The sequence below is a fragment of the Methylocystis sp. JAN1 genome, assembly GCF_052186135.1.
Lineage (GTDB): Bacteria > Pseudomonadota > Alphaproteobacteria > Rhizobiales > Beijerinckiaceae > Methylocystis.
In genome coordinates this window covers 1307234-1322779 of record NZ_CP181499.1, presented here as the reverse complement: position 1 = coordinate 1322779, position 15546 = coordinate 1307234, and the positions used below count along the sequence as shown (strand labels likewise).

16 protein-coding genes and 1 tRNA gene are annotated in these 15546 nt (G+C 66.1%); 13 read left to right on the top strand and 4 right to left on the bottom strand.

Going from position 1 to position 15546, the window contains the following annotated elements; all coding sequences use genetic code 11:
- Positions 1–5 precede the first annotated feature (5 nt).
- Positions 6–728 carry a ribose-5-phosphate isomerase RpiA gene (gene rpiA / locus ACNHKD_RS06200; protein WP_442756202.1) on the top strand — a complete coding sequence of 241 codons (723 nt, stop codon included), beginning with the start codon at positions 6–8 and terminating at the stop codon, positions 726–728.
- Complete coding sequence (gene gor / locus ACNHKD_RS06195) at positions 725–2101, top strand: glutathione-disulfide reductase (RefSeq protein ID WP_442756201.1); 1377 nt, start codon at positions 725–727, stop codon at positions 2099–2101. Before rpiA ends, gor begins: the two co-directional genes overlap by 4 nt.
- A 238-nt stretch (positions 2102–2339) precedes the next feature.
- Here gor and ACNHKD_RS06190 read toward each other — a convergent pair whose 3' ends face one another.
- Entirely contained in the window at positions 2340–3536 is a 1197-nt protein-coding gene (locus ACNHKD_RS06190) for an acyltransferase family protein (RefSeq protein WP_442756200.1), read from the bottom strand.
- Between the two features lie 197 nt (positions 3537–3733).
- Between ACNHKD_RS06190 and ACNHKD_RS06185 the strand changes: the two genes are divergently transcribed.
- Together ACNHKD_RS06185 and ACNHKD_RS06180 are read left to right on the top strand one after the other, a co-directional pair.
- Entirely contained in the window at positions 3734–5113 is a 1380-nt protein-coding gene (locus ACNHKD_RS06185) for a class II 3-deoxy-7-phosphoheptulonate synthase (protein WP_442756199.1), read from the top strand.
- A 99-nt stretch (positions 5114–5212) separates the two neighbouring features.
- On the top strand, positions 5213–5644 hold the full coding sequence (locus tag ACNHKD_RS06180; protein ID WP_442756198.1) for a DUF1810 domain-containing protein: 432 nt from the start codon (positions 5213–5215) through the stop codon (positions 5642–5644).
- Positions 5645–5935: 291 nt separating this feature from the next.
- On the opposite strand, the gene ACNHKD_RS06175 is transcribed toward ACNHKD_RS06180, so the two are convergent.
- A complete protein-coding gene (locus ACNHKD_RS06175) occupies positions 5936–7078 on the bottom strand; it encodes a ceramide glucosyltransferase (protein WP_442756197.1) in 1143 nt (380 codons plus the stop codon).
- A 205-nt stretch (positions 7079–7283) separates the two neighbouring features.
- Here ACNHKD_RS06175 and ACNHKD_RS06170 point away from each other — a divergent pair, with 205 nt between their 5' ends.
- Together ACNHKD_RS06170 and chrA are read left to right on the top strand one after the other, a co-directional pair.
- Positions 7284–8627 carry a glutamate--tRNA ligase gene (locus ACNHKD_RS06170; protein WP_442756196.1) on the top strand — a complete coding sequence of 448 codons (1344 nt, stop codon included), beginning with the start codon at positions 7284–7286 and terminating at the stop codon, positions 8625–8627.
- Positions 8617–9924 carry a chromate efflux transporter gene (gene chrA, locus ACNHKD_RS06165; protein WP_442756195.1) on the top strand — a complete coding sequence of 436 codons (1308 nt, stop codon included), beginning with the start codon at positions 8617–8619 and terminating at the stop codon, positions 9922–9924. Before ACNHKD_RS06170 ends, chrA begins: the two co-directional genes overlap by 11 nt.
- Here the strand turns inward: chrA and ACNHKD_RS06160 are convergent, their stop codons facing one another.
- Positions 9925–10500 (bottom strand): NnrU family protein, encoded by a 576-nt coding sequence (locus ACNHKD_RS06160; protein ID WP_442756194.1) that lies wholly within the window; start codon positions 10498–10500, stop codon positions 9925–9927.
- Positions 10501–10691: 191 nt separating this feature from the next.
- On the bottom strand, positions 10692–11003 hold the full coding sequence (locus ACNHKD_RS06155) for a hypothetical protein (RefSeq protein ID WP_442756854.1): 312 nt from the start codon (positions 11001–11003) through the stop codon (positions 10692–10694).
- A 198-nt stretch (positions 11004–11201) separates the two neighbouring features.
- Here ACNHKD_RS06155 and ACNHKD_RS06150 point away from each other — a divergent pair, with 198 nt between their 5' ends.
- The 7 genes from ACNHKD_RS06150 to ACNHKD_RS06120 all read left to right on the top strand — a co-directional run bounded on the left by ACNHKD_RS06150 (position 11202) and on the right by ACNHKD_RS06120 (position 15509).
- The gene (locus tag ACNHKD_RS06150) at positions 11202–11774 is read left to right on the top strand and encodes a hypothetical protein (RefSeq protein WP_442756193.1); all 573 of its coding nucleotides are present in this window, start codon (positions 11202–11204) and stop codon (positions 11772–11774) included.
- A gap of 229 nt (positions 11775–12003) precedes the next feature.
- Positions 12004–13284 carry a winged helix-turn-helix domain-containing protein gene (locus ACNHKD_RS06145; protein ID WP_442756192.1) on the top strand — a complete coding sequence of 427 codons (1281 nt, stop codon included), beginning with the start codon at positions 12004–12006 and terminating at the stop codon, positions 13282–13284.
- 103 nt (positions 13285–13387) lie between these two features.
- Entirely contained in the window at positions 13388–13792 is a 405-nt protein-coding gene (gene mce / locus ACNHKD_RS06140; RefSeq protein WP_442756191.1) for a methylmalonyl-CoA epimerase, read from the top strand.
- 5 nt (positions 13793–13797) lie between these two features.
- Complete coding sequence (locus ACNHKD_RS06135; protein ID WP_442756190.1) at positions 13798–14037, top strand: DUF1467 family protein; 240 nt, start codon at positions 13798–13800, stop codon at positions 14035–14037.
- 155 nt (positions 14038–14192) lie between these two features.
- Positions 14193–14268, top strand: a tRNA-Lys gene (locus ACNHKD_RS06130).
- A 63-nt stretch (positions 14269–14331) separates the two neighbouring features.
- Positions 14332–14400, top strand: coding sequence for a hypothetical protein (locus ACNHKD_RS06125; RefSeq protein ID WP_442756853.1), 69 nt, complete (start codon positions 14332–14334; stop codon positions 14398–14400).
- Between the two features lie 758 nt (positions 14401–15158).
- Positions 15159–15509, top strand: coding sequence for a FixH family protein (locus tag ACNHKD_RS06120; protein WP_442756189.1), 351 nt, complete (start codon positions 15159–15161; stop codon positions 15507–15509).
- Positions 15510–15546: the final 37 nt, after the last annotated feature.

The window sequence follows — 15546 nt, the reverse complement described above, 5'->3', positions numbered from 1 at the left end:
CCAAGATGACGCCTCCTTCCGCCGACGCCATGAAACGCGCGGCCGCCGCCGCCGCGCTCGAATCCGTCGCCCATGGCATGCGGCTTGGCCTCGGCACGGGCTCCACGGCCGCGCATTTCGTCGATCTCCTCGGCGCGCGGGTGCGCGGAGGCCTCGAAGTGATCGGCGTGCCGACGTCGGAGCGCACGCGCGCGCAGGCGGAAGGGCTGGGCATAAAGCTCTCGACGCTCGACGAGACGCCGGAGCTCGATCTGGCCATTGACGGCGCCGACGAATTCGACGCCTCGCTGCGGCTCGTCAAGGGCGGCGGCGGCGCGCTGCTGCGCGAGAAGATCGTCGCGGCGGCCTCGAAGCGCATGTTCGTCGTCGCCGACGCCACGAAGGAAGTCGGGACGCTCGGAGCCTTTCCGCTGCCCGTGGAGATCGACCGCTTCGGCGCATGCTCCACGAAGATTCATATCGAGCGCGCCGCTCGGGGGCTCGGTCTCGACGGCCCGATCACGCTGCGCATGAGCGCGCCGGATGCGCCCTATCTCACGGATGGCGGCCATTACATCTATGACTGCGCCTTCGGCGCGATCGACGATCCCGACATGCTGGCGCAACGACTCGAAGCCATTCCCGGCGTGGTGGATCACGGCCTCTTCATCGGCTTCGCCACCGCGATCTTCGTCGCCGGCGCCAATGGCGTGCGCATCATCGGCGACGTGACGGGCGGCGCGCCATGAGCGGATACGACTACGATCTCATCGTCATCGGCGCAGGCTCGGGCGGGGTGCGCGCCGCGCGCGTCGCGGCGAGCCATGGCGCGAAGGTGGCGATCGCCGAGGAGTTCCGGGTCGGCGGAACCTGCGTCATTCGCGGCTGCGTGCCGAAGAAACTCTATGTTCTCGCAAGCCGATTCAGGGACGACTTCGAGGACGCAAAAGGCTTCGGCTGGCGCGTCGGCGAGACCTCCTTCGACTGGCCGTCCCTTGTTTCCGCCAAGGAAAAGGAGATCACCCGCCTGTCCGGGCTCTACGAGCAGACGCTCGCGAACAACAAGGTCGAGCTGATCCGCGCCCGTGCGACCATCGCCGGGCCCGACGCCGTGCATTTCTCGGACGGCCGCACGGCGAGCGCGCGCTACATTCTCGTCGCGACGGGCGGCGCCCCTGTGCTCGCCCCGCATATTCCGGGCCTCGAATGGGGCCTCTCCTCGAATGACATTTTCGACCTACCGACTTTCCCGCGGCGCCTGATGATTGTCGGCGGCGGCTATATCGCCGTCGAGTTCGCGAGCGTCTTCGCGCGGCTGGGCGCGGAAGTCTACCTCGCCTATCGCGCCGATCTGCCTTTGCGCGGCTTTGACGAGGATTTGCGCAAGCGCGTCGCCGAAGCGCTCACGAACGCCGGCGTCGCGCATCATGTCGGCGCTCTGCCGACGCGGATCGACAAAACCGCGAAAGGCTTTTGCGTTTCCATGAGCGACGGCGAGACGCGCGAGGTCGACGCCGTGCTGGTCGCGACCGGCCGCCGGCCGCTCACGCAGAATCTCGGACTCGAGCGTGCGGGCGTCGCGACGCGCGAAAACGGGGCGATTATCGTGGACGAACATTCGCGCACGAATGCGCCCTCGATCTACGCCGTGGGCGACGTCACCGACCGCGTTAATCTCACGCCCGTCGCGATCCGGGAAGGGCACGCCTTCGCCGACAGCGTCTTCGGCAATCTGCCCACGCAAGTCGATTACGGCTGCGTTCCGAGCGCCGTCTTCACCACGCCTGAAGTCGGCGCGGTCGGACTGACGGAAGCCGCCGCACGAGCGAAATATGGCGGGCTCGACATTTACGAGACGAGCTTCCGCCCGATGAAGGCGACGCTCTCAGGACGCAATGAGCGCACTTTCATGAAGCTCATCGTCGACGCCGCGAGCCAGCGCGTCGTCGGCGCGCATATTTTCGGCCCCGAAGCCGGCGAGATGGCGCAGCTCGTCGCCATCCCCATGCGTATGGGCGCGACCAAGCGCGATTTCGACACGACGATGGCGGTGCATCCGACGGCGGCGGAGGAGCTGGTGACGATGCGGTCGCCGGCGCGCAAGATCAGGCCGCAGGGATAGGCCCCTTCCCGCGAGAGGGTCGAAGCGCCTCGGAGCGCCGCCGGAGCGCGGGCCTTCAGGTCCGCATTAACTCTCCCCCACCTCCGCCCTATCCCCGCAAGGGGGAGGGAAAGCGGCGCCGTTCGGGATCGGGTCCGAGGCCCCGTCAGCTCAATCGCGAGCCGCCTTCTTTCCCCTTGCGGCTCGCGCCGGATGAGAACGCGTAAGACCGGAGCCGCCACCCTTCGACCCTTTTAATTCAGGACCCCGCCGTCATCCGCTCCGGGGCGGGCTCGGCGGCGGCGGTCGCGGGAATGAAGCGGTCGAGGAGGCCGCGCAGCGCCCGCCGGGCGGCGCCGGTCTTGGCCTCCGTCACGCGCGAGAACCCATAGGCGCTCGCGAGCGCCGCCATGGCCACGGCGAGCGCCGCCGCGTAATTCTCGCCCGTGGCGGGCTGCATTGCCCAGTCGCGGCCGGCGAAATGCCCCACGCCGGCGCGGGCGAAGATCACGATGGGCATGTGTATGGCGTAAAGCGAGAAGGAGAAATCCGCGAGCGGCGCGTGGAGCCTCCAGCGCAGCGGCGGGAATCCCTCCTGAGGAGCGTCGCGGAAGGCGATCAGCAGATTGGCGAAAAGCAGCGCGGCCGTCACGTCGGCGGCCTGGCCGATCCAGGGATGATCCGCGAGAAGCGCCCCGCGCACGACGAGCCGAATGACGACGATCGCCGCCGCCAACAGCGCCAGAGAGAACCAGCGCGAGCGAATGAGCGGCCGCGGCGCGCGCGTCGCGAAGGCGCCGACCGCCCAGACGACGAAGCCGAAGGCGAACCAGCTTTCCGGGCCGGAGAGCGCCGCGACGAGAGCAACCCCGAACGCGAATCCGCCCGCACGGGGCGCGATCCCATACAGCCGGGCGAAAGGCAGCGCCAGCAAGGGGAAGGCGATGTAGTACCAGAACTCGCAGGCAAGGGACCAGAGCGGACCGTTTGTCCCGAAATAGGGAAAGACGAGGCTTTGGAGATTGAGAAAGCCGGCGAAAAACAGCGTCGCCGAAAAATGTCCCTGAAAGATCGGCCAGTCGTAAACGCCCGAATCCGCGAAGGACGCGCGGCCGACGGAATCGAGGACGAGCGTCAGAAACAAGGTCGGGATCAGCACGACGTAAATGCGCGAGACGCGGTGTATTAGGTATTCGCGCAGGAAGGGCCGCCCTTCGACGCTCCTCGCCAGCGCGCCGCCGCCGACGAGCCAGCCGGAGAGAACGAAGAAGCCGACGACCGCCTGATGGCCCATCCCCTCTCCGGTGAAGAACCACCAGACATAGGCCGGAGCGGCGTGAGATGCGCTCATTATGTCCGCCTGATTGACGAACATGTTGTTCACATGGAGCAGCAGCACGGCGAGCGCGCCCAACCAGCGCGCGGCCTCGATAAGCTGCGAAAGCAAGAAGGGCATCGGCCTCCGGTCGATCTTCAGGCTGCCTGTCGCGCGCTTATATCTCCGCGCGGAGGGCTTCGCCAGCGGCGCGGGCGGGCGCGACCGGCCGAGAGGGTCGCATTGAGTCGATTTTTCCTCTATAAGCGCGTCTCGCGCCGAAGCTGCGGCGTCGGCAACCGCCCGGCCGGGCGTTGATTTTCGTGGAGTTTGGGAAAGTGGAACGCTGGGCCCCGAGCAGTTGGAGAAATTTGCCGATCGAGCAGACGCCTGTCTATCGCGATCAGGCGGCCTTGGCCGATGTGGAGTCCCAGCTCGCGGGCTTTCCGCCGCTCGTTTTCGCCGGGGAGGCGCGCAACCTCAAGCGCCAGCTTGCAGATGTCTGCGCCGGCAAGGCTTTCCTGCTTCAGGGCGGCGACTGCGCCGAGAGCTTCAACGAGCATTCGGCCGACAACATCCGCGATTTCTTCCGCGTTTTCCTGCAGATGGCCGTGGTGCTGACCTATGCCGCCGGCTCGCCCGTGGTCAAGGTGGGCCGCATCGCCGGGCAGTTCGCCAAGCCCCGCTCCTCGCCGGTCGAGAAGAAGGGCGACCTCGAGCTCCCGAGCTATCGCGGCGACATCATCAACGACATCGACTTCACGGAAACCGCGCGCGTCCCCGATCCGCAGCGCCAGCTCCTCGCCTACCGCCAGTCGGCCGCGACGCTGAACCTCATCCGCGCTTTCGCCGCGGGCGGCTTCGCCAATCTCGAAAACGTGCATCGCTGGATGCTGGGCTTCGTGAAGAGCAGCCCGCAATCCGAGCGTTATCAGAAGCTCGCCGACCAGATCACCGAGACGCTCGGCTTCATGCGCGCCATCGGGCTCGATCCGGAGCATCATCCCGAGCTGCGCGGCACGGATTTCTACACCTCGCACGAGGCGCTGCTGCTCCAGTATGAGCAGGCGCTGACCCGCATCGACTCCACGACCGGCGATTATTACGCGACCTCCGGCCATATGCTCTGGATCGGCGACCGCACGCGCCAGGAGAACGGCGCGCATGTCGAATTCATGCGCGGCATCAAGAATCCGATCGGCCTGAAATGCGGCCCGAGCCTCACGCCCGACGGGCTGATGCGCCTCATCGACGCGCTGAATCCGGAGAACGAGCCGGGCCGCCTCACGCTTATCTGCCGCTTCGGCGCCGACAAGATCGGCGACTCGCTGCCGGCGCTCATTCGCGCCGCATCGCGCGAAGGCCGCAACGTCGTGTGGTCCTGCGATCCGATGCATGGCAACACGATCAGCGCGGCGGGCTACAAGACGCGGCCCTTCGACCGCATCATGTCGGAGATTCGCGGCTTCTTCGGCGTGCATCAGGCGGAAGGGACCTATGCCGGCGGCATCCATCTCGAGATGACCGGCAAGGACGTCACCGAATGCACGGGCGGCGCGCGCGCCATTTCGGAGGACAATCTCCGCGACCGCTACCACACCTATTGCGATCCGCGCCTCAACGCCGAGCAGGCGATCGAGGTCGCCTTCCTGGTGGCGGAGCTCCTGAAAGCCGAGCGCGTCGCGCGGGGCGTGCCGGAGCAGCATGCGGCGGAGTGATCCGGGGCGTCCCGCGGCCGTCATTGCGAGCGAAGCGATCCGACGTGGCGCTGGATTGCCCACTTCGCCATATGCTCCTCGCAATGACGGAGAAACGCGTTGGCGAGCAGCGACCCCTTTGACCTCCAGCGCTTCGTAGACGCCCAGGCCGGGAGCTACGACCATGCGCTCGCGGAGTTGCGCGCCGGGCGCAAGACCGGCCATTGGATCTGGTACGTCTTCCCGCAACTGAAGGGCCTGGGCTTCAGCCAGGCCAGCCAGTTCTACGGCCTCTCCGGTCTCGACGAGGCCCGCGCCTATCTGGCGCATCCCGTGCTCGGCCCGCGCCTGCGCGAATGCGTCGGGGCCATGCTCGCGACCGGGGGTGGCAATGCGGAAGACGTGTTGGGCTTCACCGATGCGATGAAATTCCGCTCGTCGATGACGCTCTTCGCGGAAGCGGCCGCGCAGGACGCTCTCTTTGCGCAAGCGCTGTCGCGCTTCTTTAAGGGCCAGCCGGATAAAAAGACGCTCGATCTCCTGGAAACATAGTGGGCGTGCGCATCGTAGGGATTGCGAGCGAAGTCGCGCCGACGCCCCTCCTGTTTCGAGAGGCCTGTTTTGCAGGCTCGTCGGCGTGATGGGCTTCTTCCTTCGGCGCCAAACGCTTAGGCCTCATCCTGAGGAGCGAGTGCAAGTCGGGTTTTCCCGACTTCACAAAACAAGAATGTCGATCTCGGGCAGGCCCGAGATCGCGGCTCGTGTCTCGAAGGACGAGGCCGTTTTGGAAAGTTCGTCAACAAAACTGGGGGCGCAAAAAACGCCCTTCGTCGTTTTGCGCGATCAGCCCGCCGTATCTTCGACTTCGCGCACGGTCATGGCGTTTCCGTGCCACACGAAGTCGTCGAAAAGCAACGCGTCGACGAACATTACCGGCAACATGAGATCGCGCGTGATGAGGGCGAACGGCATGCGCCAGTCAAGCGCAAAGCCGCAGACGCGGGCGAGCCGGATTTCGCCCAAATGAAGCGCGAACATCACTGCTGTGGCCGCGAGCAGGGCCGCGCCCGCGTCGCCGCCGAATTCCAGCGCCGCATAGGCGCCGAGGACGACGGCTACGAAGCTGCCATTCATGAATTCCGGGGCGTAATGCGCCGGGAACGTCACGCGGCGCAGGCGCGCCCAGCGCACGTGACGGGAATAGACCTCATGCGCCGTGCGAGCCCCGAGCGGCTGCTCGAAGGGCATGTCGACGAGACGCACGGTCATGCCCTGGGCGCGGATGATCTTGGTGGAGGCGGCGTCCTCGGCGATTTCACAGCCGAGCGCGCGGATGCCGCCAGCGCGGTCGAGAACCTCCCGCCGCCACATCATGTTCTTGCCCTGGGCGAATCCCGCGCCGATCGCCTCGGCGCCGTATTGCCAGCGCGCCTGGAAGGTGTTGAGGATGGCGCATTCAACGAGCGCCCAGAAGCCCTCGGTGCGAGAACCGATCGGCATCGAAACGGTCATGGCCGTGTCGGGCTCGAAGGCGGCGAGCATGGTCTGGACGTAGTCGCGCGGCGGCAGCGCGTTGGAATCCGCGAGGATGACGTATTCGTAGCGCGCGGCCTCCCAGCCCTTGACGCAATTATTGAGCTTGGGATTGGCGCTCACGTAATCGTCGCCGACAAGAAGCCGCGCGTCGTGGCCCGGATAATCTGCGATCACCCGCTCGACGAGCGGGATGATCGGGTCATGGGTCGACTGGACGCAGAAGATGATCTCGTAATGCGGATAGTCGAGCTCGAAGGTGGCGCGCAGCGTCTCCTCGCTGAAGGTCTCGATCCCGCGCAATGGGCGCACAATGCTCACCCACGGGGCGTCGTCGGGGACCGGCAGATTACGTTCGCGCGCCCGGCACTTGCGGCCCATGAGCCACATGCTGGCGAAGTTCATGACGAGGATGAAAGCGCACCAGCCGGCGCAGACATAGGCAAGGGTCATAGAGGGTTCGGCTCAGGCGTCGAAACGGACGGATTGGCGGCGCAGACGCAGGCTGGCGTCTGTCTGGCGGTCACGACGGGCGACGCCCGGGCGGGGCCAGCTCAATATTCCGACTGACAAGGACGCCGGCTCTTGGCAAAAGGGCCGCGGCGCGAGAATCTTCTCCCGTCGCGCCCCCTGCGAAAACTCCTGACGAAGCTTCCTCATGACCTCTCCGATCGTTCGTTTCGCGCCCTCGCCGACAGGCCGTATCCACATCGGCAATGCGCGGGTCGCTTTGTTCAATTATTTATTTTCTGCGACGCACCATGGACGATTCATACTGCGGTTCGATGACACCGATTTGGCTCGGTCCACAGAGGAATTCGCGCGGGGCGTCGAGGTGGATCTCGCCTGGCTCGGCATCGTCCCGCATGAGACCTTTCGTCAGTCGCAGCGCGTCGCGCTCTATGAGACGGCGGCCGTGAAGCTGCGCGAAGCGGGCCGTCTGTACCCCTGCTACGAGACGCCCGAGGAGCTGGAAAAGCGCCGAAAAATGCAGCAGGCGCGCGGACTGCCGCCGGTCTACGACCGGGCCGCGCTGAAGCTGAGCGACGCGGACCGCTCGCGGCTCGAGGCGAGCGGACGCCGCCCGCACTGGCGTTTTAAGCTGGAGCACGGCGTCGTCGAATGGAACGACCTCATTCGCGGCCCGGCGCGTATCGACTGCGCCGCGCTGTCCGACCCGGTGCTGATCCGCGAGGACGGCAGCTTCCTCTACACATTGCCCTCCGTCACGGACGACATCGACATGAAGGTCACCCATGTCATTCGCGGCGAGGACCACGTGACCAATACGGCCGTGCAGTTGCAGCTCTTCGCGGCGCTTGCGCCGCAGGCGGCGCGGCCCGCCTTCGCGCATCACAACCTGCTCATCGGCGCGAGCGGCGAAGGGCTTTCCAAGCGCACGGGCTCGCTTTCGATCGCATCGCTGCGCGACGAGGGCTATGAGGCCATGGCCGTCGCGGCGCTCGCGACGCTTACCGGCTCGTCGGACAATGTGCATGCGGTGCGTTCGCTCGAAGACCTCGGCGCGAGCTTCGACCTCGCGCATGTCTCCCGTAATCCGGCGCGCTTCGATCCGGAAGACCTTTCGACGCTGACACATCGCACGCTCGCTCTTTTTGAATTCGAGGACGTGCGGGAACGCCTCGCCGCGCTCGACGTGGTCGGCCACAAGGCCGAGCCCCTGTGGCGCGCGGCGCGCGGCAATCTCTGGACCTTCGACGACATTCTGAAGTGGTGGCGCGTCATCGAGGGCGAGATCGAGCCGGCGCATGAAGATCCCGCTTTCCTGAAGGAGGCCGCGCAGCTCCTTCCCCAAGAACCCTGGGACGAATCGACCTGGTCCGCCTGGACGAGCGATTTGAAGACGGGGACGGGCCGCAAGGGAAAGGCGCTCTTCCACCCGCTGCGCCTCGCGCTCACCGGCGAAACGAGCGGACCGGAGCTCGCCGCGCTGTTGCCGTTGATCGGGCGCGCGAAGGCGCTGGCGCGCCTTGTCGGTTGAGGCAGGGGCCCGCACGCGCGTTTCGCTCGCCGAACTGACCCGCGTCTTCGGCCGGATCGCCTTGCTCAGCTTCGGCGGCCCCGCCGGACAGATGGCCCTCATGCATCGCGTGCTCGTCGACGAAAAGAAATGGATTTCGGAGCGGCGCTTCCTGCACGCGCTGAATTTCTGCATGCTGCTGCCCGGTCCCGAGGCGCAGCAGCTTGCGACCTATGTCGGATGGCTGATGCATGGCGTCGCGGGCGGGCTCGTCGCCGGCGGGCTTTTCATCCTGCCGGGCGCCGCCGCCATCATGGCGCTGAGCGTCGTTTACGCGACCCATGGCGCGACGCCGGCCATTGACGGCGTCTTTTTCGGCCTGAAGGCCGCCGTGCTCGCGCTGGTGGTTTCAGCGATCCTGCGGCTCGGCGTCCGCGCCCTGCGGACGCCGGCGCAACGCGCCATCGCGGCCGCCGCCTTTCTCGCTCTTTTTCTCCTGGACGCGCCGTTCCCGCTTGTTGTCGCCAGCGCGGCGCTCGTCGGCTTGATCGGCGCGCGCGCCGGCCTCCCTTCGGCAAGCCCTGGCGCCGCCGCCGCGGAGGACGACGCCCGGGACCCGCCCAACGCGCGGCAGGCGCTCGTCGCGGCCGCCATTCTCGCCGCTCTCTGGCTCGTCCCCGTCGCCGCGCTGCTCCTCGCGCTCGGCCCGGAAGATGTTTATGCGCGCGTCGCGGTCTTCTTCTCCAAAATGGCCGTCGTCACTTTCGGCGGCGCTTATGCGGCGCTCTCTTATGTCGCGCAGCAGGCGGTCGAGCGCTTCCATTGGCTCGCGCCCGCCGAAATGCTCGATGGTCTGGGCATGGCGGAGACGACTCCCGGCCCCTTGATCATGGTCTTGCAATTTGTGGGCTTCATGGCCGCCTATCGCAACGCCGGCCCGCTGCCGCCGCTCGTCGCGGGAGCGCTCGGCGGCCTGCTCGCCACCTATGTTACTTTCATCCCGTGTTTCCTGTGGATTTTCCTCGGCGCGCCCTTCGTGGAGCGGCTGCGCGGGAACAAGGCGCTGGCTGGGGCGCTATCGGCGATCGCGGCGGCGGTGGTCGGCGTCATCGCGAATCTCGCGCTTTGGTTCGCGACGCATTTCCTGTTTCGCGCCCATTGGACGCTCGCGCCCCTGCCCGCTCAATTGCCGCAGGTTACGAGCCTCGATCCGACGGCTCTGGCGCTCTCCGTCGCGGCCGGCGCCGCTCTTCGTCTCGGCCTCGCGCCGGCGCTTCTCCTCAGCGCCGGCGCTGGCCTGCTTCTCAGACTTGTCTGATCACCCGCGCAGCGCGGCCACGCCGAAAAGATAGGGGTGCAGCACAAGAAACAGCGCGAAAATCGCCGTGCCGGCGCCGAGCGCGACGGCGTCGCCCTTGGTGAAAGCGTCGAGGCCCGGCGCGCCTTCGTCGCCGCGACGCTTGACCGCGATCCGGTCATAGACGCCGAAGGCGAGGAAGGAGCCGAACAGGATCATGCCGCCGAGATCGCCATTGGCGAGAAGATGCGCCGCCGCCCAGCTCTTGATGGCGACCAGCGTCGGATGACGCAGCCAGCCGCGAATGCGCGAGGGCGGCGCGCGGCGGCTGGCAAGGGCGATAAAGGCGAACCAGACGAGCGGCGCGGCGACATGGCGCGCCCATGTCGGCGGATCCCAGATCTGGACGACTCCCTCGGCGCGGTAGCGCGAGAAACCCCAGATGATCAGCAAAAGGCCGGCGAGCGCCACCGCGGAGTAAACGCGCTTGTAGGTTTGCAGGCCATATGTCCCGACGATCTTCGCGCGGGCGCCGCGCATGGTAGAAAAGACATGCGCTCCTATGAAAAGCGCAATGCCGAGAATGAGAATGAGCATACTTCCTGGCTCCGATGAACGCGGGGGATTGCGGCCGAACGATAGCATGACGGTTCCGGACACGCTGGCGCAGCGCGCCGAATCGCGCCGCGTTTGGGCGAGTTGCGTAAACGCAGGCGACGCGATTCGATTTCCAAAGGTTTAGAGCGCGCTTCTTGGAAAACCGGTTTTCCCGCTTTTCGCAACGCGCTCTAGAAGCAGCGCACCTGCGCCTCGGCCTGGGCGCGGCGCAGCGTCTCCAGCACATCCCGCGCGGCGCCGGTGTTGCGCATCATCCCGCCGATCTGGCCGGCTTGCTGGCTGACGCTCGCGACCGTCTCAGCGGCCACATAGTCGTCATAGCGCAGAATGCTCGCGATCACGTCGATGGAGCAGGAACATTGATCGAGCGAGAGGCGCGTGTCGCCATTGGCCTTCATGCAGCCGAACACATAGTCCGCCCGCGCCGAGGTCGGATAATCGTTATTGTCGGCGGCGCGGGCCGGCGCCCGCCCAAACGACATGGCGGCGAGCGTGAAAGCGAGGAGCGTCCTCGCGGCTCGAATTCGGCGGCGCATCTTATTATTTCCTTCTCTCGAACGGAGTTGCGCGCATTTTACAGCCTACGCCGCGGCGGGTGAACACGCTCCCCTTGATCTCCCGCGGGAGCGCCTCACAATTTTACGCGGATGCGCGCTCTCCAGCTCCGTCGGGAGGGAATTATGCGTCGCCTCCTTCATTTTGCCCCGTGCGCAGTCGTCGCATTGGGAGTCGCCGGCGTCGCCCCGCCCGCTGGCGCCCATGGCGCCATACGCCAGCTCGAGCGCGCATGCCTGCTCAAGGTCGGCCCGGACTTCATGTATTTCTCCGGCTACCAGCCCACCGTTTCGCGCCGGAAATTCTGCGAGGACGTCCCGACGACCGGCGAAACGATCTTCTCGCTCGATTACGCGCAATCCGAGATGCGGGAGATGAAGACCGATCTGCGGATCGTGCGCGACGTGGGCGAGCAAGCGCCGGAGGATCTCCGGGCGATCACCGTCGCCTATCTGCCGCCCAAGGTTTATCCCAACGGCACGCTCAGCCTCGAGCATGTCTTTCCGGAACGCGGCGATTTCGTCGGCATCGTCACTGTCGAAGGTCCGCATGGCGAGCACTGGGAATCGCGGTTCCCCTTCTCCGTCGGACGCCTTTTCTCGCCCGGCGCTCCCTACTATCTCGTCGCCGCCGTGGCCGCGGCGGCGCTGCTGACGCTTGTGTGGGGCAAGGAAGACCACGCGAGGCGCACCCGGTGAGTTCTGCGAACCGGGCGCGCCTTCATCTGCGCGTCATCCCGGTCCGCTAGACCAAAAGGTGAACTTATCCGGCGAAGCTCCGGATAAGGTCGGAAACGCCGGGCCGGAGGTACGCCCGGCGTTTTTTTATCCGACGAGATTCCCGTCACTTACGAAGCCAAAAAGATTTGTTATTTTAAGACCTTGCGCCGGACAAGGGGAATCGATCATTGTGTCGCCGGAGGATGCGATGAGTGGTTCGGTCTGGCGATTTGCAGGTTTCGACTACAGCCCGCAATCGGGTTTGCGCAAGGACGGCGCCCAAATTCACCTGGGGCCCCAGGCGCGACAGCTCCTCGAACTCCTTCTGGAGTCGAAAGGGGCCGTCGTGTCCAAGGCCGAGATCGCGGCGCGGCTGTGGCCGGATCGGCCGCCGTCGGACGACTCGATCGACCGCTGCGCCTATCTCCTGCGCAAGCCGCTGCGCGAGGCCGGGCACGGCGACCTGATCGCCACTGCGTACGGGCGCGGCCTGTCGTTGCGGGCGGCGATCGAGCTTCTCGATCCCGGGGGCGGCGATTCCGGCCGCGCCGACAAGGGCTTGGATGGGCGCACGCTCGACTTGTGGCAAACGGTCTACGAACTCGCCAGCAGGCGTACGCGCGACGGCTATGAGCGCGCGCAATCCGCAATCGCCGCAGTCGCCGAACTCCATTCCTCGTCGCCCGCCATATGGTCCCTGTCGGCGGATATCGCCGCCGGGCGCGCCATTCGCGGCCATCTGAAGCCTGCCGAGGCTGCGGCGATAATCGAGCGGGACGCCGGTCGCGCATTGGCGCTCGCGCCCGGATTCACGGCGGCCGTCGCCGTTCTCGGCTGGGCGAGGGCGACCCTGGCGGGGCGGCCCGAGGACGGACTCGCCTTGCTGGATCGCGCGATTGCGCAGGATCCGGGCTACGGCAAGGCCCGCGTCTATCGCGGCTGGGCCCTGGCGCGGCTCGACCGGCTCCCGGAAGCGATCGACGACACGGAGGCGGGCCTGCGCGCCTCGCCGCACGACCAGGGGCTGCTGATGCAACGCGCCTGGCTGGAGTTCTGCACGGGCAATATCGACCGAAGCATGGAACTGGCGCATAGGGGCCTGTTCCTGCGGCCGGACGGGGGATGGCTGCGCGGCGTCGTCGCCGTTGCGTCCAGCCTGTCGGGCGACCACGTCACGGCGGAGAAATCCGCGCGCCACGGGCTGGAATTGGTGCCGGAGGACCCCTCGCTGAGAGCGGTGCTGTCCGCGGCGCTCGCGAGGGCGGGTCGAGCCGCTGAGGCCGCCGACGCGCTTGAGGCGGCGGGCGGCGACGGTCGGAGCGCCGTCCCCGGCCTTTTCGCCGCGGCGGCTCTGCTCGCCATGGGCCAGGGCGACGAGGCGCTGCGCACGCTTGCGCGCGCCCGCGACGAAGGCTGTCCCTGGTTCGCATTCGCGGTTCATGATCCCCGCCTTTACCCCCTGCGCGACGACATACGCCGACTGGCCTAGGTCGGGACGAACCTCTTCCTCGAAAGTTGAAATTGCCGGGCCGTGGCCTTAATGCCGCGTAAGGAACGCGGCGCCGCCGCCTTGCAATTGAGGAAGTCAGTACATGATCGGTCGTCTCAATCACGTCGCCATCGCCGTCGGGAACGTTGAAAAGGCGTCGGCGGTCTACCGCGGCGCTTTGGGCGCGAAAGTGTCGGAGCCCGAGACGCTGGCCGAACATGGCGTCACCGTGGTGTTCGTGGAGCTGCCGAACACCAAGATCGAACTGCTCGAGCCCTATGGCGAAAGCTCGCCCATCGCCGGCTTCGTCGCCAAGAATCCGTCGGGCGGCATTCATCACGTTTGCTACGAGGTCGACGACATTCTCGCCGCGCGCGACCAGCTGAAGGCTTCGGGCGCGCGGGTGCTGGGCGACGGCGAGCCCAGGACCGGCGCGCACGGCAAGCCCGTTCTCTTCTTGCATCCCAAGGATTTCTGCGGCACGCTGGTCGAACTCGAACAGGCGTGACGCTCATGCCCTTTCCCCTCCCGCTTGCGCTGGCGATCTATGTGACGATCTGGTGGATCGTCCTGTTCGCGGTTCTGCCGCTGGGCGTCCGCTCGGCGGAGGAGGCGGGCGAGGAGCGGCCTGAAGGGACGGACCCCGGCGCGCCCATCGCCCCGCAGCTCCTGAAAAAAGCCGCGATCACCACAGCGATCGCCGCGATCATCTTCGTCTTCGTGGCGATCGGCGCGAATTACGCCGCGGCCTAGCGGCGAACGACGATAAACCAGTTGACCTCCGCTTCGGCGGGGTTGACCGGCGGATCGGCGGCCGGTAGTTGAACGCATGCCGCAAACGCGGCGACGGCAGGCGGACCGACCCGCCCGCTCGCACCCTCTTGTGAGGGGCGGCTCAGGATTGGAACGAGCGCGTAGCTCAGTCGGTAGAGCATCTGACTTTTAATCAGGGGGTCCTGGGTTCGAGTCCCAGCGCGCTCACCAATAAATCAAGCGCTTATAAAATACGCGGGAGCGTATAACATCGCCCCCACGACGCAGATTGACGTGCTCAGGATCGGCGCCGGCGGCCGCGAGCTCGTCCCCATGCGCTGGGGCTTGGTCCCCTCGTGGTAAAAAATGCTGCTCAATCAACTGCCCCGATTTTCAACACCCGAGCAGAGAGGGTTACCGGAAAGTTTATGGCGCACTCACCCTTGCGCAAGATCTTCAAGCTGAAACTCTCGATCTTTCTCTGCAAGCAATCGGTTCGCCGGCGCTGCTGGCGGGAATTCTTTGGCGTCGCAAGCTAGGCAGCAAAAGACTTTTACAGACGGCGTCTTGCTGTGCTACTCCTTGGGATGGGAAATCTTAGATGCAGCGACGCTGGCTACGCCTTCTGGTCTCGGCCTTCATTTTTCTCGCCGCTCTCTCTGCGGGGGCGGCAAACGCCCTCGTTGCGCCTCCCGCGCATTCCTGCGCCGGAATGGCTATCGGAAACGATTGCCCCGACGTCCATAACGACCACCATGGCGCCACGCTGCGGCATTGCGACTCGTTTGCATGTGGGGCGCTTCATCTCGTGCCGCTCTTTGTCATGATTGAAGGCGCGGCCACGTCGCGCGGCCGGTCCGCGCAGTCTTGCGACGATGTCATGCGTCTCGGCCTTGCCGGTCCTCCCGACCTACGGCCGCCAATCTCCTAACCGCCAAGCACGCCGAGGCTGATCTCGGTGAAACGGGCCTGTCTCGACCGAACGGGTGAAGACCCGCGCGCGATCCGTTGGCTCGCGGGCGTAAGGCCTAGCGAAAGTGGCGCTCCGAAAAAGGGAGCGGGAGAGTTTTCCGATGAGTGCTTTTTTTTCGCGAGGGGTTGTTGGCGCGTCGGTTGCCGCAATGCTCCTGGCCGCTCCCGCGGCCCGCGCGGCGATCGCCGATTACGAATTCAGGCTGGTCGATGCGCAGGTTAAGAAGGGCCTGACCATCTTCGACGTTCGGCTGATCCACAAGCCCGATGCGAAACCCGTCCCTGATGCGGTTATCTTCACGACGCGGCTCGATATGGCGCCCGACGACATGGAGTCGATGACGAGCGCGATTGCGCAAGTGAAGAGCCCGGAGCCGGGCGTCTACCGCTTCAAGGTCGACCTGACCGATGAAGGGCGTTGGCGCCTCTCCCTTGCGGCGAAGGTGCAGGGAGAGGCTGAGACGCTGCAAAGCCGACTGGTCGTGAAGGTGACGCCATGAGGAGAGTTTGCAGCCTTGCTGTCCTGATTCTGGTCGT